The organism is Azospirillum brasilense, from assembly GCF_001315015.1.
Lineage (GTDB): Bacteria > Pseudomonadota > Alphaproteobacteria > Azospirillales > Azospirillaceae > Azospirillum > Azospirillum brasilense.
In genome coordinates this window covers 187,971-205,235 of record NZ_CP012916.1, presented here as the reverse complement: position 1 = coordinate 205,235, position 17,265 = coordinate 187,971, and the positions used below count along the sequence as shown (strand labels likewise).

General features: G+C 68.2%; 20 protein-coding genes. 11 read left to right on the top strand and 9 right to left on the bottom strand.

The features are described 5' to 3' along the window. Window positions 1–9: 9 nt before the first annotated feature. A complete protein-coding gene (locus tag AMK58_RS22480) occupies window positions 10–1,062 on the bottom strand; it encodes a serine hydrolase domain-containing protein (protein ID WP_035680401.1) in 1,053 nt (350 codons plus the stop codon). A 147-nt stretch (window positions 1,063–1,209) separates the two neighbouring features. Between AMK58_RS22480 and AMK58_RS22475 the strand changes: the two genes are divergently transcribed. Continuing rightward, complete coding sequence (locus AMK58_RS22475; RefSeq protein ID WP_059399481.1) at window positions 1,210–2,424, top strand: putative DNA modification/repair radical SAM protein; 1,215 nt, start codon at window positions 1,210–1,212, stop codon at window positions 2,422–2,424. A gap of 2 nt (window positions 2,425–2,426) precedes the next feature. Next, a complete protein-coding gene (locus AMK58_RS22470; RefSeq protein WP_059399480.1) occupies window positions 2,427–3,857 on the top strand; it encodes a UdgX family uracil-DNA binding protein in 1,431 nt (476 codons plus the stop codon). 29 nt (window positions 3,858–3,886) lie between these two features. On the opposite strand, the gene AMK58_RS22465 is transcribed toward AMK58_RS22470, so the two are convergent. Together AMK58_RS22465 and AMK58_RS22460 are read right to left on the bottom strand one after the other, a co-directional pair. Continuing rightward, complete coding sequence (locus tag AMK58_RS22465; protein WP_035680398.1) at window positions 3,887–4,105, bottom strand: hypothetical protein; 219 nt, start codon at window positions 4,103–4,105, stop codon at window positions 3,887–3,889. A gap of 327 nt (window positions 4,106–4,432) precedes the next feature. Next, on the bottom strand, window positions 4,433–4,627 hold the full coding sequence (locus AMK58_RS22460) for a hypothetical protein (RefSeq protein ID WP_035680396.1): 195 nt from the start codon (window positions 4,625–4,627) through the stop codon (window positions 4,433–4,435). A gap of 479 nt (window positions 4,628–5,106) precedes the next feature. Between AMK58_RS22460 and AMK58_RS22455 the strand changes: the two genes are divergently transcribed. The 3 genes from AMK58_RS22455 to AMK58_RS22445 all read left to right on the top strand — a co-directional run bounded on the left by AMK58_RS22455 (window position 5,107) and on the right by AMK58_RS22445 (window position 8,864). Further along, window positions 5,107–6,990, top strand: coding sequence for a methanol/ethanol family PQQ-dependent dehydrogenase (locus tag AMK58_RS22455; protein WP_035680394.1), 1,884 nt, complete (start codon window positions 5,107–5,109; stop codon window positions 6,988–6,990). A 100-nt stretch (window positions 6,991–7,090) separates the two neighbouring features. After that, a complete protein-coding gene (locus tag AMK58_RS22450) occupies window positions 7,091–7,528 on the top strand; it encodes a c-type cytochrome (protein ID WP_079285669.1) in 438 nt (145 codons plus the stop codon). A 19-nt stretch (window positions 7,529–7,547) separates the two neighbouring features. Further along, complete coding sequence (locus tag AMK58_RS22445; RefSeq protein WP_035680391.1) at window positions 7,548–8,864, top strand: quinoprotein dehydrogenase-associated putative ABC transporter substrate-binding protein; 1,317 nt, start codon at window positions 7,548–7,550, stop codon at window positions 8,862–8,864. Window positions 8,865–8,879: 15 nt separating this feature from the next. Here AMK58_RS22445 and AMK58_RS22440 read toward each other — a convergent pair whose 3' ends face one another. Beyond that, window positions 8,880–9,509 (bottom strand): hypothetical protein, encoded by a 630-nt coding sequence (locus tag AMK58_RS22440; RefSeq protein ID WP_035680388.1) that lies wholly within the window; start codon window positions 9,507–9,509, stop codon window positions 8,880–8,882. Window positions 9,510–9,558: 49 nt separating this feature from the next. On the opposite strand from AMK58_RS22440, the gene AMK58_RS22435 reads away from it, so the two are divergent. The 6 genes from AMK58_RS22435 (at window position 9,559) to AMK58_RS22410 (ending at window position 13,852) form a co-directional block, all read left to right on the top strand. Then, window positions 9,559–10,080: a DUF3280 domain-containing protein gene (locus AMK58_RS22435; protein ID WP_035680386.1), complete on the top strand. Its 522-nt coding sequence runs from the start codon at window positions 9,559–9,561 to the stop codon at window positions 10,078–10,080. A gap of 63 nt (window positions 10,081–10,143) precedes the next feature. Then, entirely contained in the window at window positions 10,144–10,578 is a 435-nt protein-coding gene (locus AMK58_RS22430; protein WP_035680384.1) for a dihydroneopterin aldolase, read from the top strand. Next, window positions 10,575–11,216, top strand: coding sequence for an amino acid kinase family protein (locus AMK58_RS22425; RefSeq protein WP_051140754.1), 642 nt, complete (start codon window positions 10,575–10,577; stop codon window positions 11,214–11,216). The genes AMK58_RS22430 and AMK58_RS22425 overlap by 4 nt, the downstream gene beginning before the upstream one ends. After that, window positions 11,209–12,576 (top strand): DUF6513 domain-containing protein, encoded by a 1,368-nt coding sequence (locus tag AMK58_RS22420; RefSeq protein WP_035680382.1) that lies wholly within the window; start codon window positions 11,209–11,211, stop codon window positions 12,574–12,576. Before AMK58_RS22425 ends, AMK58_RS22420 begins: the two co-directional genes overlap by 8 nt. Continuing rightward, window positions 12,573–13,151 carry a DUF447 domain-containing protein gene (locus AMK58_RS22415; protein ID WP_035680380.1) on the top strand — a complete coding sequence of 193 codons (579 nt, stop codon included), beginning with the start codon at window positions 12,573–12,575 and terminating at the stop codon, window positions 13,149–13,151. Before AMK58_RS22420 ends, AMK58_RS22415 begins: the two co-directional genes overlap by 4 nt. Then, a complete protein-coding gene (locus tag AMK58_RS22410) occupies window positions 13,148–13,852 on the top strand; it encodes a (5-formylfuran-3-yl)methyl phosphate synthase (RefSeq protein ID WP_035680378.1) in 705 nt (234 codons plus the stop codon). Before AMK58_RS22415 ends, AMK58_RS22410 begins: the two co-directional genes overlap by 4 nt. Before the next feature lie 12 nt (window positions 13,853–13,864). Here the strand turns inward: AMK58_RS22410 and AMK58_RS22405 are convergent, their stop codons facing one another. The 5 genes from AMK58_RS22405 to AMK58_RS22385 form a co-directional block, all read right to left on the bottom strand. After that, complete coding sequence (locus AMK58_RS22405) at window positions 13,865–14,269, bottom strand: hypothetical protein (protein ID WP_051140753.1); 405 nt, start codon at window positions 14,267–14,269, stop codon at window positions 13,865–13,867. A gap of 52 nt (window positions 14,270–14,321) precedes the next feature. Continuing rightward, window positions 14,322–14,504, bottom strand: coding sequence for a hypothetical protein (locus AMK58_RS22400; protein ID WP_035680375.1), 183 nt, complete (start codon window positions 14,502–14,504; stop codon window positions 14,322–14,324). Between the two features lie 94 nt (window positions 14,505–14,598). After that, a complete protein-coding gene (locus AMK58_RS22395) occupies window positions 14,599–15,414 on the bottom strand; it encodes an ABC transporter permease (protein WP_035680373.1) in 816 nt (271 codons plus the stop codon). Beyond that, window positions 15,411–16,205, bottom strand: a complete 795-nt coding sequence (locus AMK58_RS22390; RefSeq protein ID WP_175424488.1) for an ABC transporter ATP-binding protein — start codon at window positions 16,203–16,205, stop codon at window positions 15,411–15,413. Before AMK58_RS22390 ends, AMK58_RS22395 begins: the two co-directional genes overlap by 4 nt. A gap of 66 nt (window positions 16,206–16,271) precedes the next feature. Next, the gene (locus tag AMK58_RS22385) at window positions 16,272–17,252 is read right to left on the bottom strand and encodes a PQQ-dependent catabolism-associated beta-propeller protein (RefSeq protein ID WP_035680371.1); all 981 of its coding nucleotides are present in this window, start codon (window positions 17,250–17,252) and stop codon (window positions 16,272–16,274) included. Window positions 17,253–17,265: the final 13 nt, after the last annotated feature.

Below are 17,265 nucleotides of genomic sequence, written 5' to 3'. Positions count from 1 at the left end.
GCCACTTCGTCAGGCCATCTCCGCCGCCGGGATGATGTCGTCGGTCAGCAGGGCGTTGAGCAGACCGACATGCCCATCGGAGCGCGCCGGGCGGGTGGGGTCGGAGGTGACGACGACGGTCAGCCCCAGGCCGGGCACGACATAGAGCATCTGCCCGCCATAGCCGCGCGCGTAGGCGATGCGGTGCCCCTTCGCCGTGGCGAGGAACCAGCCGTACCCGTAGTCGTCGCCGGAGAAGGGGGAGCGCGTGCGCGGCACCCAGGACGCCTCCACCCAAGCGGCGCTGATGACCGGCCTTCCGTTCCACAGGCCGCCTTGCCGCCACAACTCGCCGAAGCGGAACAGGTCGAGCGGTGACAGCGCCATGTTGTTGCCGCCGAGATAGAAGCCCTGCGGATCGCGCGTCCAGGACGGCACCTCGATGCCCAGCGGCTCGCCCAGCCAGTCCCGCGCCAGGGACAGCAGGCTGCGCCCCGACGCGCTGGACAGCGCAGCGCCCAGCAGGTGGTAGCTCCCGGTCGAATAGAGCATCCGCGCGCCCGGCTCGGTGACGAAGGGACGGCGCAGCGCGTCGGCGACCCAATTGCGGCTGTTGATCCAGCGGCCGTAGCCCGGCCCGGAGGTCGGCTCCAGACCGGCCTGCATGGTCAGAAGGTCGGCGATGGTGATCCGGCGCACCCGCGGATCGACGGCCGCCGGAACCAGCCCCGGCGCCGCCTCGGCAAGGGTGACATCGACGCCGCGCAGGACCCCGCGGTCGATGGCGATGCCGGCGAGCGAGGCGGCGATGGTCTTGGACACCGACTTGACGTTCACGGCGCGGTTCACCGCCGGTCCCCGGAAGGCCTCTGCCGACACCACCGCGCCGTTCCGCCCAATGACCAGCGCGTGGATCCGGTCGAGCCCCGCCGCCCGTTTGATTGCACGGTCCAGCAAGGCCGGGTCGAACGCGACCCCCGGTTGAGCGGCAAGCGGCGGGCGGGTCAAGACGCAGCCAAGGGACGCGACGGTGGCGGCAAGGACGGTGCGGCGGCCGAGCCGGAACGGCGGATTGTTGGTCATCCCGGATATGTGGTCCCGCTTCGCTGCCATCCAAGATTGCCACAGAGACCCTGATCCGACTTTGTCTCACCCAGCGCCGCACACGCCGCTTGCCTCCCCATCCCATGAGAACATATTAAGAACACACAAGCAGCGTGGGATGGGACGATGGACGACGCCTTGATCGAGAAGCTCGGCATTCTGGCCGATGCGGCGAAATACGACGCCTCCTGCGCCTCGTCCGGCGCCAAGCCGCGCAGCGGCGGCAAGGAGGGGCTGGGCTCGACCACCGGCGCCGGCATCTGCCATGCCTACACGCCGGACGGGCGCTGCGTCTCGCTCCTGAAGATCCTGCTGACCAACCACTGCCTGTTCGACTGCGTGTACTGCATCAACCGGCGCTCCTCCAACGTCCGCCGCGCCCGCTTCACGGTGGCGGAGGTGGTGGAACTGACCCTGGGCTTCTACAAGCGCAATTGCATCGAGGGGCTGTTCCTGTCCTCCGGCATCATCCGTTCGCCGGACCACACGATGGAGCAGATGATGCTGGTGGCGCGGACGCTGCGGCGCGACCACGGCTTTGCCGGCTACATCCACCTGAAGACCATCCCCGAGGCCAGCCCCTGGCTGATCGAGCAGGCCGGGCTGTGGGCGGACCGCCTGTCGATCAACCTCGAACTGCCCACCGACCATAGCCTGAAGGCTTTCGCGCCGGAGAAGAACGGCGGCACCATCAAGGCGGTGATGGGTCAGGTCAACGAACGCATCGTCGAGGCCAAGGAGGAGCGCCGCCGCTTCTCCCCCGCCGGCCAGAGCACCCAGCTGATCGTCGGAGCCGACGACGCCACCGACCGCTCGGTCCTGGAGACCAGCGGCACGCTCTACCAGCGCTACGGGCTGCGCCGCGTCTATTATTCGGCCTTCAGCCCGATCCCGGAGGCCAGCTCGGTGCTGCCGGTCAAGCCGCCGCCGCTGCAACGGGAGAACCGGCTGTATCAGGCCGACTGGCTGCTGCGCTACTACGGCTTCACGGTGGAGGAGATCGCGTCCGGCGGCGAGGGCGGGATGCTCGATCTCGGCATCGACCCGAAGCTGGCCTGGGCGCTGAAGAACCGGGAGCGCTTCCCGGTGGACGTCAACCGCGCCGACCGCGAGATGCTGCTGCGGGTGCCGGGGCTGGGTGCGCGCGCCGTCGACAAGATCCTGTCGGCGCGCCGCCACACCCGCCTGCGCATGGAGGATCTGGGGCGGCTGTCGAGCGGGCTGCGCCGCGCCCGCCCCTTCCTGATCGCCGCCGACTACCACCCCGTGGGCGGGCTGACCGACCGGCTGGACCTGCGGCAGCGGCTGGTCACCCCGTCCAGCCAACTGAGTCTGTTCTGACGATGCACACGATCACCTTGCGGGAAGGGGCGGACCTCGACGGCTTCCGCCGGGCGGTGCGCCGCCTCGCCGCCGCCCGGACGGCGCCCGAGGCGGTGCTGTGGAGCGTGGGCGCGCCGTCGCTGTTCGGCGACGAAGCACCCGCACTTGAAAACGGCCCCCCGGTCTTCCTGCCCCAAGCGGTCGGTCAGTTGATCGAAACCGTCGTCTGCCACGGTGATCCGGAGCGCTACGCCCTGCTCTACCGGCTGGTCTGGCGGGTGCTGAACGGGGAGCGCGCGTTGCTCGACCAGCACGCCGACCCGCTGGTCCACCGGCTGGAGCGGCTCGACAAGGCGGTGCGCCGGGACATCCACAAGATGCACGCCTTCCTGCGCTTCCGCGCGCTCCCTGCCCTGGACGGCGGGGAGCGCTACATCGCGTGGTTCGAGCCCGACCACCACATCGTCGAGGCCGTCGCGCCCTTCTTCGTCGAGCGCTTCGAAAGCATGGTGTGGACGATCCTGACGCCGAAGGGCTCGCTGCACTGGGACCGCCACCGCCTGATGACCGGCCCGCCCGCCGAGCGTCCGGACTCTCTAACCGACGACCGCTTCGCCGAGGGCTGGCTGCGCTATTACGAAAGCACCTTCAATCCCGCTCGGGTCAACCCGACGGCCATGCGGGCGGAGATGCCGCGGAAATACTGGGCCAACATGCCGGAGACGGCGGCCATTCCGGCCATGGTCCGCTCCGCCCCCGCCCGCGTCCAGGCGATGCTGGAGGCGGAGGCCGCCATCCCGCGCCGCCGCATGCCGGAGAAGGCGGTGGCGGCGATGGCCAAGCAGGCCCCGGACAGCCTCGCCGAACTGAACCGCCTGATCCAACGCTCCGAGCCGCTGGTGCCGGGGGCAACGCAGGCGGTGCTGGGCGAGGGGCCGGAGGGTGCGGCCATCGCCATCGTCGGCGAGCAGCCGGGTGACCAGGAGGACCGCGAAGGCCGCCCCTTCGTCGGCCCCGCCGGCCAGTTGCTGACCGCCGCGCTGGAGGAAGCCGGCGTCGACCGCGGCGGCCTCTACCTGACCAACGCCGTCAAGCATTTCAAATTCGTCCAGCGCGGCAAGCGGCGCATCCACCAGTCGCCGACCTCCGGCGAGGTCAAGCATTACCGCTGGTGGCTGATGACGGAGCTTGGCTTCGTCCGCCCCCGCCTCGTCGTCGCGCTGGGAGCCACGGCCGCCCTGGCGCTGAGCGGCCGGCCCGTTTCGGTGCTGCGCGAGCGGGGGCCGATGGCCTTCGACGGGCGGAACGGCGACGGGCGGAACGGCGACGGGTGGAACGGCTTCGTCACCGTCCACCCCTCCTATCTGCTGAGGCTCCCGGGAGACGAGGAGCGGCGGCGGGCGCAGGCGGAGTTCGTGGCCGACCTGCGCCGGGCCGCGGCGCTGGCGTGAGGCGGCACCGGACCGTCCCCGTCAAACCCTCACGCACCCTGCTGCTTGAACCGCTTACCTACCGTGCATTGGATGCGCTGAAGCTCGTACTTCGGGTGGTCATTGATCCACTTGGCGCTCTCGATCTGACCGGCGATCGGGCAGCTCGACATGGTCAGGGGTTCGGTGTCGGGAACCATCGGGTTGATGGTCCGGCACTGGGTCGGGTCGGACGCCAGGCAGAAGATCATCGACAGGGTAACAAACATCGGGCGCTCCAAAACGCAACGGCACGGCTGTGCCAACATCGTGTGGATCAGCGAGAGCAAGCCGCATGCCATGCCCAGGACGAGGACAGGATTGCGCGATTACGGCTGCTCGGAAATGAGCCAAACCACAGGGCGCCGAATCATTAGGCATCGAAGGTTAACCAATGCCTAAACGTTGGGAGTTTGCAAAGCCGTTGGTGCAACGGATGAAACGGAACGGGCCGCAAGGTCCAGAGAAGCTTTCGCGCAAGTCTGGAGTCGGCGCGCCGCAGGTCAACGGAACGTTGAGTGACGTGTTTTCTATCCTTGAAGCAACCTGCGCTGGCGTCAGGCCCCGGGCTGCTCGCACCGCCATTGGCGGACGTTCCAGTTGGGATGTTCCATGAGCCAATGCACGACGTGGACGTAGCTGTTGTGCGTGCATTCGACCGCGGTCGGATACCGTTCGAAGGAGAGTGGACGCTCGATGGCGCAGTGGTCCGGCCGCACGGCCAGACAAATCACCAGAACCAGTTCAAACATGGTTCGCGTTTCCTGTACGAAAGCTCGATGAGCCGGCGCCTTCGGCGCTTCCGCCAAGGCGGACGAAGGCCGGAACGCATGCATCAACAGCCGGCGTCACGGATCGGGCCACGCTGCTTTGCAGCAAATATTGCTGCTCTGCACAAAATTCGCGCTCAAAACTGCAAATAAATAAATTACAAAATCTTGTTTTGAAGGATTAATCTCTTACTCCCAATTTGCGGCCGGTCCTGGATAAATCTGGCACAAGACGATTGTTTGACATTTTCTATTCGGCAGAGCCTTGACGAGAAGATGGTCCCAATATAGCATTAAGTACCAATTTGGCGTCAGCTTTTCTGAATATTGAATTCAGAACCGAACATACCGCGCGACAATATCCGCGCGACAACGCCCTTTTGCACTCAGCGCTGCGCTCATAAGCAAGAAGCCCATTGGTTTTTGGGTAAACAATAAGCGCCATCACGGGAGGGATCGTCATGAAGGTATTGTCTCGCTGGCTTCTGGCGTCTGTCGCCGTCGTCGCAGCCGGCTCGGCTTCTGCGAACGACAGTATTCTCAAGAATGAAGCGAACCCCAACAACTGGGCGTCTCAGCTCGGCAACTATGCCGGACAGCGGTACAGCCCGCTCAACCAGATCACCACCGACAACGTCAAGAATCTCCAGGTCGCGTGGTCGTTCTCGACCGGGGTTCTGCGCGGCCATGAGGGTGGGCCGATCGTCGTCGGCGACGTGATGTACATTCACACGCCGTTCCCCAACAAGGTCTTCGCGCTCGACCTCAACAACCCGGGGCGGGTCATCTGGAAATATGAATCGGTCCAGGACCCGACCGTCATTCCGGTGATGTGCTGCGACACCGTCAACCGCGGCGTCGCGGTCGCCGACGGCAAAGTCTTCCTGGCACAGGCGGACAACACGCTGGTGGCGCTCGACGCCAAGACCGGCAAGGAGATGTGGAAGGCCAAGAACGGCGACCACACCAAGGGCGAGACCCTGACGGCGGCCCCGCTGGTGGTCAAGGACAAGGTCTTCGTCGGCATCAGCGGCGGCGAGTTCGGCGTGCGCGGGCATCTGACGGCCTACGACACCAACAGCGGCAAGATGGTGTGGCGGGCCTTCTCGACCGGTCCCGACACCGACGTGAAGATCGACCCGTCGAAGACGATGATGATGGGCAAGCCCATCGGGCAGAAGGACCTCGGCGTCTCGACCTGGCCGGGCGAGGAATGGAAGCGCGGCGGCGGGACCACCTGGGGCTGGTACACCTACGATCCGGCGCTCAACCTGATCTATTACGGCACCGGCAACCCCGGCACCTGGAACCCGACGCAGCGGGCCGTCGACAAGGACCGGGCCAAGAGCGACAACAAATGGTCGATGACCATCTTCGCCCGCGATCCGGAGACCGGCGAGGCGAAGTGGGTCTACCAGAAGACGCCCTTCGACGAATGGGACTTCGACGGCGTCAACGAGAACATCCTCGCCGACATCAACATGAACGGCCAGCAGCGCAAGGTTCTGGTCAACTTCGACCGCAACGGCTTCGCCTACACCCTGGACCGGGCGACCGGCGAGCTGCTCGTCGCGCAGAAGTTCGACCCGACGGTCAACTGGGCGACCGACGTCGATATGAAGACCGGACGGCCGAACGTCGTCGACAAATACAGCACCTTTGCCAACGGCGAGGACAAGAACACCGCGGCCGTGTGCCCGGCAGCACTCGGCAGCAAGGACCAGCAACCGGCCTCCTTCTCGCCGGACACCGGCCTGTTCTACGTCCCGACCAACCACATCTGCATGGACTATGAGCCGTTCTCCGTCTCCTACACGGCGGGGCAGGCCTATGTCGGCTCGACCGTGTCCATGTACCCGACGCCGAACTCGCACGGCGGCATGGGCAACTTCATCGCCTGGGACGCGGCGGCCGGCAAGATCGTCTGGTCGCGGCCGGAACGCTTCGCGGTGTGGAGCGGCGCCCTGTCCACCAAGGGCGGCGTCGCCTATTACGGGACGCTCGAAGGCTACCTTGTCGCCGTCGACATGAAGGACGGCAAGGAGCTGTGGCGGTTCAAGACCCCGTCCGGGATCATCGGCAACATCAACACCTACACCCACAACGGCAAGCAGTATGTGGCCGTCCTGTCGGGCGTCGGCGGTTGGGCCGGCATCGGCCTCGCCGCGGGCCTGACCCAGGAGGCCGGGGCGCAGGCGTGGCACAACGCCGTCCATCCCGGCCACACCGAGGGTGGAGGCGTGGCGACCGCCGGCCTCGGCGCGGTCGGCGCCCACCAGTCGCTGGGCGAATACACCCAGCTCGGTGGCGTCCTGACGGTGTTCCACATCCCGGACCAGAAGTGATCGGCAGACCTGCCCCCGGTGCCGCAACGCACCGGGGGTTTTGCTTTAGAGCCTTCGGCATTTACTGGGACCCGGCTTCCGGGCAAGGATCTCGACATCCATGAAACGCAGACTTGGCTTGCTGACCGGTGCGCTGACCGTGGGCACCGTCGCCTGTTTCGCCGCCCTGGCGCAGGACGCGCCGACGACCCCCGACGGAACACCGACCTACATCGTCAAGGACGGTCAGGTGGACAAGGGAACCTACAACGGCTACCGCCGCTTCCACGCGACCTGCCACACCTGCCACGGCTTCGACGCGTCGGGGTCGTCCTTCGCCCCCAGCCTCGCGGACTCGCTCAAACGCCTCAGCTACGACGAGTTCAAGGAGGTCGTGGTCAACGGCCGCCAGAACCAGGGAGCCACCGGCGACAAGGTGATGCCCTCCTTCGGCCTCGATCCGAACATCATGGACCATCTGGACGACATCTACCGCTACCTGAAGGCACGGGCCGACGGCGCGCTGCCCGGCGGACGCCCGCAACGCATCGGCGGCTGATCCGGCAGGAGGTTCCTTCATGGCAAATCCTTCCGCATCCATCGCCCTTGCCGTCACCATCGCCGCGGCGCTGCTGTCCGTCACCGCGCCGGCCCACGCCGTCGAGGTGACGGAACGCGAGACCGTGCGGGTCTGCGCCGACGGCAACCTCCTGCCCTATTCCAACGAGAGGATGGAGGGTTTCGAGAACGAGATCGCCCGGCTCATCGGCGAGGATCTGAAGAAACCGGTGACCTATTATTGGTGGCCGCAGACCATCGGCTTCGTCCGCAACACGCTGCGCGCGCGACAGTGCGACCTCGTCATGGGCACGGCGTCCGGCGAAGAGCTGATGCAGAACACCAACCCCTACTACCGGACCGTCTATTCCCTCGTTTACCGCACAAAGTCGGGCATCCGGGCGGAGAGCGTGGGCGATCCGTCGCTGAAAGACGCCCGCATCGGCGTCGTCGAGAAGACGCCCGCGGTCAATCTGCTGCGCCTCTACGGCATCACCCGGACGGAGCCCTACCAGCTCAACACCGACACGCGCGCCAACAACCCGGCCCGCGACGCCATCGAGGACGTCGCCGCCGGCAGGACCGACGCCGCGGTGATCTGGGGGCCGATCGCCGGCTATTTCGCCGCCCAGCAGACGGAGCCGCTGACCGTCGTGCCGCTGGTCAAGGAGCCGGCGGGCGCCCGGCTGCAATTCAACATCTCCATGGGCATCCGCTCCGACGAGCCGGAGTGGAAGCACTGGCTGAACGATTTCATCAAGCGCCGCCAGGACGACATCGACCGCATCCTGCTGCGCTACCACGTCCCGATCATCGGCCCCGATGGCGCGTTGAAGACCGCCGCCGCCATCGAGCCGCCGGGCTACCGGATGGACCAATACCGCGCCCCGACCCCGGCCGGCCTGTCCGGTGCCTCCACCGTGACCCTGGCGGAGTTGCGGCGGCTGATCGAGCATTTTCCCGACACGCGGCTGGTCGACGTGATGCCGGCTCCGCCGCGCCCGGCGGACCGTCCGGAGCCGGCCGTGTGGGTGCCGCCGCCCCGCCGCAGTCTGCCGGGCGCGGTCTGGCTTCCCAACACCGGCTACGGCAGCCTGTCGGGCGAACAGGAGCGCTATTTCCGCGCCGGTCTGGAGACCGTGAGTCATGGGGATCGGGCCGCCCGGCTGGTCTTCTTCTGCGAGCCGGATTGCTGGATGTCCTGGAACGCCGCCAAGCGCGCCGTGGAGTGGGGGTACGGCAACGTCTACTGGTATTCCGACGGCGCCATGCGCTGGCAGGAGGCGGGATACGGGCTGGAGACGGTGCAGCCCTTCACCGGCGGCCCGTCGAACTGAGCGAAACCGCTCGCCTCAGTCCAGGCGGGCGGCGATGTCCCGGGCGATGCGGCCGGCCTTCTGTTCGAACTGGACCGGCTGCTCGCACAACGCCGTCTGGTTGCGTCGCCGCTCGTCGAGGATGCGCCGCCGCCACGCGATCTCCTCCCGCAGCGCCGCCGCCTCGGGAGCGTCGGCGGGAAGCGTCTGGAGGCGGGTCAATGCCGCGTCGATGCTGTCGAGCAGGACGCGCTGCTGGTGGGCGTAGCGCTTGATGGCCGAAATGGCCTGCCCGCGCTCCTGGTTGAGCGCGTCGAAGACGCCGGCGAACAGGGCGGTGAGGGCGGCGTTGCGGTCCGCCGCTGCCCGGTCGGCTTCCAGCTGGTCGGCGAAGCGGTCGATCGCCGCCTGCTCTTGCTCCGGATCGAGCCGGCGGTCGAGAAGCTGCTTAAGGACCGGTTCGGTGCCGGGAATATCGCGCCAGTCGCCTTCCTTCCCCTCTATGGGATCGCCGGGCCAGATCTGGCCGGACGACAGGGCCGGCACGAGGATCTGGACGCAGGGCCAATCCGGGTCGCTCCCGGCCGCCCCCGCCGGAACGGACGCCGCCGGGACAGAGGCCAAGGTGAGCAACGCGACGGCAAGAACAGCGGAGCGGTGACGCATGATGGGATTCTGCCGGACATCGGGCGTCCTTGCCCATCCACGCATTCGGATGAGGCCGACGGAGTTCGCTGCGCCGGCGCTCCTGTTCCTGCTGCTGAGCGGCGCGGCTCCGGCGGCGGCGCAGACGCCGGCCAAGGTTCTGGTCTTCGATCTGGAACTGGTGGACACCAGCCGGGAACCTCCCGATCCGGACCATGCCGGACGGCTGGAACGGGTGACGGCGCTGCTGCGCGACGGGCTGAAGGATGGCGGTTACGCGGTGACCGGCGTTCACGACAGCGCCGTCGCCGCGGAGGTGCCGGCGTCGCTCTATCGGTGCAACGGCTGCGAACGCGACCTCGGGCGCCGCGCCGGCGCGGACATCGTGGTGACGGGTTTCATCCATAAGATCAGCACGCTGATCCTCAACATGCAGATTATAATGCGCCGCACCGGAGATGGCGGTGAAGACGGCGAGATCATCGCCGTCGCGAACGCGGACATCCGCGGCGACAACGAGCGGTCGTGGCGGCGCGGCGTCGACTGGCTGCTGCGTCACCGCCTGCTGGCCGCACCGCCGTCCGACCGGTGACGAACCCTGACGACATCCGAGGCGGGGGAGCCAACCTTCGTCCGACACGGGGAGGAGGATCGCTTGGCCGACGACGCTTTGCTCTCCTATGTCCCGTACCGCCCGGCGGCGAGCCGCGTCCGGTACTACGACATCACGCTGCGCGACTATGTGGACCAGTTCCGGATCGGCGTCTGGGACGAGGAAAAGGAGCGCACGCAGCGCGTCCGGATCAACGTCTCGCTGACTCTGCCCTGGCCCGACCGGCCGATGACCGACAGCCTGGACGAAGTGCTGTCCTACGACTTCCTGATCGACGGCATCCGCGCCCTGCGCGACGGCGCCCATGTGAACCTCGTCGAGACGCTGGGCGACCGGATCCTCGCGCTGTGCTTCTCCAACCCGGATGTGACCCGCGCGCGGGTGCAGGTGGAGAAGCTGGACGTCGTCCCGGAATCCGGCGGCGTCGGCATCGTTATCGAGCGTTCCCGTCCCGAGGGAGCGCGAACGGCATCATGAGCAGCGCGCCGTTGTGGGTCGTGAAGCTGGGCGGCAGCCTGTGGCGCGCCCCGGAATTGCGACGCTGGCTGGAGATCCTGGCCGCGGCGCGGCGCCTGCGGGTCGTGATCGTCCCCGGCGGCGGTCCCTTCGCCGACGCCGTTCGCGACGCCCAGCCGGCGCTCGGCTTCGGCGACCGTGCCGCGCACCGCATGGCCCTGCTCGCCATGGAGCAGTACGGAACCGCCCTGGCCGACCTGGAGCCGCGGCTGACACCCGCCCGCAGCCTCGCCGACCTGCGCGGCCAGCCGAGCCCGACCGTCTGGATGCCCCTTCCCCTGGCGGACAACGCCGACGTGGCGGAAAGCTGGGACGTCACGTCCGACAGTCTGGCGGTCTGGCTGGCCGGCGCGCTCGGCGCCGCCTGCGCGGTTCTCGTCAAGTCCGCTGCCTTGCCGGACGCCGTGGCCCCCGTGACGCAGCTCGTATCGGAGGGCATCGTCGATCCGGCCTTGCCGGACCGCATGGCGCGCTACGGCGGGGCCGTCTGGTGCGTGTCGCGCGACGATCACCGGCGCTTCGCCAAGGCTCTGGACCAGGGCAACCCGTGCGGCACCCACCTTGCCCTGCCCGTCGATCAACAGGACGCCGATGGCTGAGCGTCCCAAGCACGTCCTGTTCCTGACCGGCGCACTGGCCGAACCGCGCCTGCGCCATGTGCTTGCCGCACTGGAACCGCTGGAGTTCCGAACCACCGTGGTCAATCTCGGCATCAAGGTCGCGGCGCTGGCGACGACGGAAATCGTGCTGCGCCGCCTCGCCTCGACCGAGGGGGCCGACCTCGTCCTGCTGCCGGGGCGGTTCCGCGGCGACCTCGACCGGCTGTCCGCCCATTTCGGCGTGCCCTTCGAGCGCGGTCCCGACGAGCTGGATGATCTGCCCCAGCATTTCCGGCGTCAGGCCACCCCGCTCGATCTCAGCCGCTACCGCACCAGGATCTTTGCCGAGATCGTCGAGGCGCCGCTGCTCGACGTGCCGGCGATCCTGGAGCGGGCTGCCCGCTTCGCGGCGGACGGGGCAGATGTGATCGACCTCGGCGGACTGCCCGACCATCCCTTCCCCCATCTGGAGGAGGCGGTGACGGCACTGCGCGAGGCCGGCCACACGGTCAGCGTCGATTCCCTCGACCCCAGGGAGCTGTTGCGCGGTGCCGCGGCGGGCGCTTCCTACCTGCTCAGCCTGACCGAGGAGACCGCCTGGGTCGCCCGCGAGACCGACGCGGTGCCCATCGTCATCCCCACCACGCCGGGCGATCTCCCGTCGCTCGACCGGGCGCTGGACGCAATCCGAGACGCGGGACGCCGCTGCATCGCCGACCCGATCCTGGAGCCGATCCATCACGGCTTCACCGACTCCCTGTTGCGCTACCGCGAGGTCCGGGCGCGCCATCCCGACCTGGAAATCCTGATGGGGGTCGGCAACGTCACCGAACTGACCGACGCCGACACGCCGGGGATGACCGCGCTGCTGATGGGGGTCGTCTCCGAACTGCGCATCGACCATGTCCTGACGGTGCAGGTCAGCCCCCATTGCCGCCGGACCATCCGCGAGTTCGACGCGGCGCGGCGCCAGTTCTTCGCCGCCGCGGAGGCCGGTGCCCTGCCCCGCAATTTCGGCGACGCCCTGCTCTGCCTGCGCGACCGCAAGCCCTTCACCAGCACGCCGGAGCAGGTGGCCGACCTCGCCGCCCGCATCCGCGACCCGAACTACCGGATCGAGGTGACGGAGCGGGGGCTCCATCTCTACAACCGCGATGGGCACCATGTGGCCGGCGATCCCTTCGCCCTGCTCCCGCACATCGATCCCCGCACCGATATGGGGCACGCCTTCTATCTCGGGGCGGAACTGGCGCGCGCGCAGATCGCCTGGCAGCTCGGCAAGCGCTACAGCCAGGACAACGAACTGCGCTGGGGCGTGGCGGCGGACGCGCCGGACAGCATCGGAGGGGGCGAGACGTGACCTTCATCCGCGAAACCATCATCACGAGCTGCGACGCGGCGGGCACCGTCCACGTGGCCCCCATGGGCGCCACGGTGACCGAGACCGGCTATGTCCTGGCCCCCTTCCGTCCGTCGCGCACGCTCGACAACCTGCTCGCCACGCGCTGCGCGGTGGTGAACTTCACCGACGACGTCCGGGTGTTTGCCGGCTGTGTCTCCGGGCGGCAACGCGACTGGCCGACCATTCCGGCGGAGCGCATCCGCGGCGCGGTGCTCGCCGGGGCGCTGGCGCATGAGGAACTGGACGTGGCCGCGGTGGAGGACGATGGCGTGCGCCCGCGCCTGGACTGCCGCCCGGTGCATCGCGTCACCCACCGTCCGTTCCGTGGATTCAACCGGGCGCAGGCCGCCGTGGTGGAGGGGGCGATTCTGGTCAGCCGCCTGCACCTCCTGCCACCCGAAAAGATTGACCGGGAAATCGACTATCTGTCGATCGCCATCGGCAAGACCGCCGGTCCCGTCGAGCTGGAGGCGTGGGGCTGGCTGCTCGACCGCATCGCCGAACACCGGGCGTGCGGGGGGAAGGCACCATGACGCGGCTGCTCGCCAGCGTCGCGTCCCTGGAGGAACTGACGCTCGCCGCACGGGGTGGTGCGGACATTCTCGATTTGAAAGACCCCAAGGCTGGTGCACTCGGGGCATGGCCGCAGGACGCCATCGCCCACGCTGTGGACACAGCCCGCCGATGGTCCGTCCGCGCACCGCTGAGCGCCACCGTAGGCGACCTGCCGATGGACCCCGCCCCCGTGACGAGGCGCGTGGCCGAGACCTGGGCCTGCGGCGTCGAGTACGTGAAGATCGGCCTGTCTCCCCCCGGCGATCCGGTGGGCTGCGTCGAGGCATTGGCGCCGGAGGCCCGGCGGGGCACCCGCATCGTCGCCGTGCTGTTCGCCGATCTTTGGACCGACCCCGGCACTCTGCTTCCCGACATCGCGAAAGCCGGCTTCGCCGGTGCCATGCTCGACACTGCGGGAAAGGGCTCCGGCGGGTTGCTGCGGCACAAGACGAAGGACGAACTGGCGCGCTTCCTGGCACAGGCACGCGGTTACCGCCTGCTGACCGGGCTCGCCGGTTCACTGCGCCTGGACGACATTCCGGCGTTGCTGCCGCTCGCGCCCGATTATCTCGGTTTCCGCACCGCGCTGTGCGCCGGTGCCGACCGGGGCGGCGCGCTGGACCCGGCCGCGCTGGCCGCGGTCCGCAACGCCGTCCCGAGACAGCCCCTCAACGGTTGAACCCACGCCCCGCTACTGCCCGGACCCCTGCTTCGGCGGTTGGGAGGTGGCGTTGCCACCCTGCGTCACCGAGCCGCCGCCGATGGTGCCCTGCCGCTGTCCGGCCAGGGAATTGTCCGGCAGAGCGCCGGTGCCGCTCGTGGAACCGCCCGACGCACCGGACGTCGGCGAGTCAGGCATGGAGGTGCCGGACGTGCCGCTTTGTCCGCCGCCTTGAGTGACCCCGCCGCCGACGGTGCCCTGCCGTTGCCCGGCCAGGGAGTTGTCCGGCAGAGCACCGGTCGATGGGCTGGAGCTTTGGCTTCCGGAGCCCTGAGGCATCGCGCCGCCCGTGGTTTGGGCCGACGCCGGAACCGCCGCCGCGGCCGACGCGAGGGCCAGCAGAGACGCACCGGCCAGGATGTGCAGATGTTTCATCGACCTGTCCTCCAGGGTGATTTTGGACGAATCTGGGAACGATCGGGCGCTGCTAACCCGCGTCCTTCGTGCCGCGGTTCTGGCGGGACGCTTCGCCCATGCGGCCGATGTCCTCCTTCGCCCGCTCGTCCCGCCCGGCGTCCTGCGGTTGGTCCTTCTTGAATTCCTGCTCGCTGCCGAGAACGCTCTTCTCGCCGCGCGGCTGGTCCTGAGACTTGTCGGAATGTCCCGTCATGACGTTTCCTCCACCCGAGCCCGCCCGGCGGGATGACCGGACGGTCGTCTGTGCCATCAACCGCAGGTCGCCGGGGCCGGTTCCACCCGTCGTGTCACCCCTGTTCCGCCGGGCCGCCGCGGCGGGCCCAGAAGCCCCGCCCGGGATCGTAGGCGAGGATCGCTCCGCCCAGGAACAGCGCGAGGCACGCGGCGACGGCCAGGAATGCCGGTCCGTTGAATTGCAGGTACAGAGCGAAGCGGATCAGCTCGACGGCTTGGGTGAAGGGGTTGATCCCGGCGATCCAGGCGAGCGTCGGGCTGCCCTCGCGGATGCGCCACAGCGGATACAGCGCGGAAGAGGCGAAGAACATCGGGAAGATGACGAAGTTCATCACGCCCGCGAAATTCTCCAGCTGCCGGATGAAGGAGGAGAGCAGGAGGCCGAGCGCGCCCAGCATCAGCCCGCTCAGCACCAGAGCCGGCAGCACGGCGAGATAGCCGAGTTCCGGCGGCTGGACGCCCCAGAACCAAGCGATAGCGAGGAAGACGTAGACTTGGGCGATGGACACCAGAACGCCGGCCAGCAGTTTGCAGACCAGCAGGTACCAGCGCGGCAGCGGGCTGACCAGCAGGGTCTTCATGCTGCCCATCTCGCGGTCGTAGACCATGGACAGTGAACTCTGCATCCCGTTGAAGAGCTGGATCATGGCCACCAGCCCCGGCGTCACGTAGTCCTCGTAGAGGATGTAGGTCTCGTAGGGCGGGATGATCGACAGGCCGAGGACAGCCCGGAACCCCACCGCGAAGATGGCCAGCCAGACCAGCGGCCGCACCAGCGCGGCGAAGAACCGCTCGCGCTGGTGCACGAAGCGCAGCCCCTCGCGGACGATGACCGCGCGCAGGCAACGCCAGTGGAGCGTCGCGTTCATTCCCGGGTCCCCTTCGCCGTCAGGCGGGCGAAGGCGTCGCCCAGGGTCGCGGCGCCGGTGGCGGCGCACACCTCCTCCACCCGCCCGGCGGCCAGCACGCGCCCATGGTGCAGCACCACGACGCCGTCGCCGTCGCGCGCCTCGTCGATCAGATGGGTCGCCCACAGCACGGCCAGCCCGCGCTCCCGGCAGAGATCGTGCACATGGTCGAGGACCTGCCGGCGCAGTTCGATGTCGAGCCCGACGGTCGGCTCGTCCAGCAACAGCAGGCTCGGGCGATGCAGCAGCGCGCGGGCGATCTCCACCCGCCGCCGCTGCCCGCCGGACAGGGTGCGCACCCGCTCGTCCGCGCGCTCGGACAAGCCGATGCGGGCCAGTTCCTCCCCCGCCCGGGCTTCGATGTCGACGGACGCCAAGCCGTGCAGCCCGCCGTGGTAGCGCAGGTTCTGGATGACGGTCAGGTCCGGGTCGAGTGTGGGCTGCTGGAACACCACGCCGATGCGCGCCAGCGCCTGGGCCGGGTGCCGGCGCATGTCGGCGCCGAAGACCCGGATGCTCCCCTGGCGGGTGTTGTAGAGGCGCGTAATCAGCGAGAAGAGCGTCGTCTTGCCGGCGCCGTTGAGCCCCAGCAGCACGGTGAACCGCCCCGCGGGAACGCCGAACGACACGCCGTCCAGCGTTGCCCGCGCCCCGAAGCTGTGGCTCAGCCCCTCGACCGCCAGGACCGGGGCCGCCGCCGCGGCGCCGGAACGGGCTTGCGGGTCTGGAGGCGCCGTTTCGAAGCAATCCATGTCGTCTCCATCGCCCATCACTGCCGCTGTTCAAACCCTCTCCCCTCTGGGGAGAGGGCTATAAGGTCACGGCTTGACGATCACACCCCAGGGCGCGCCGCCGACCGAGATCGACTTCACGACCCGGCCGCGCTCCAGATCCATCACCGACATGTCGTTGCTGACGCCGTTCGTCGTGTAGAGGCGCTTCTCGTCCGGCGACAGCGCCAGATTCCACACGCGCTGGCCGACGAGGTGGTAGCGCTTCACCTCGTAGGTCTTGACGTCAATCTCGGCGACCCGGTTGGCCGGACCGAGGGCGACGAAGGCCCGCTGTCCGTCGCTGGTCAGCTGGATGCCGACCGGCTGGATGGATTCGCGCGGCACACCCTGGACCGCGAAGCTGATCTTATGAACGAGCTTGCGCGAGGCCGCGTCGATGACGCTGACCGTCCCGCCAACCTCGGATGACACCCAGACGAACCGCCCATCCCCGGTGAACTGAGCGACGCGCGGACGCGCATCGACCAGCACGTTGTCGATGATCTTGTGCGACTCCGTGTCGATGAAATGGGCCATGTTCGTCGTTTCGGACGTGTTCACCAGGATCTTGCCGTCCGGGCTGACGCCCATGCCCTCCGGCTCCACCCCCACCTGGATTTCGCCGATGATCTTCTTGCTCGCGATGTCCACCACCGAGACCATGTTATCGTCCTCGTTGGCGACGTAGAGCCGGTGCCCCTGCGGGTCCAGCACGAACAGCTCCGGATCGGGGCCGGAGGGCAGCCGATCGACGACCTTCTGGGTCGCCACGTCGATGACGTCGATCCGGTTGTCGTCGCCGACGCAGACGAAGATCCGCGTCATGTCCTCGTTGAAGGTGATGCCGCGCGGCCGGCGGCCGACCTTGATCGTGGCGACCACCTGCAGCTTACCGCCGTCCACCACCGAGACGGTGTTGCTCTTCTCGTTCGACACGAAGATCGTGTCCGCCTGCGCGGGCTGGGCGACGGCGAAGCCCAGCAACGCTAAAGCGCCGATCCGGGCGGCTCCTCCGGTTAACGACATGACGTTCCCTCCC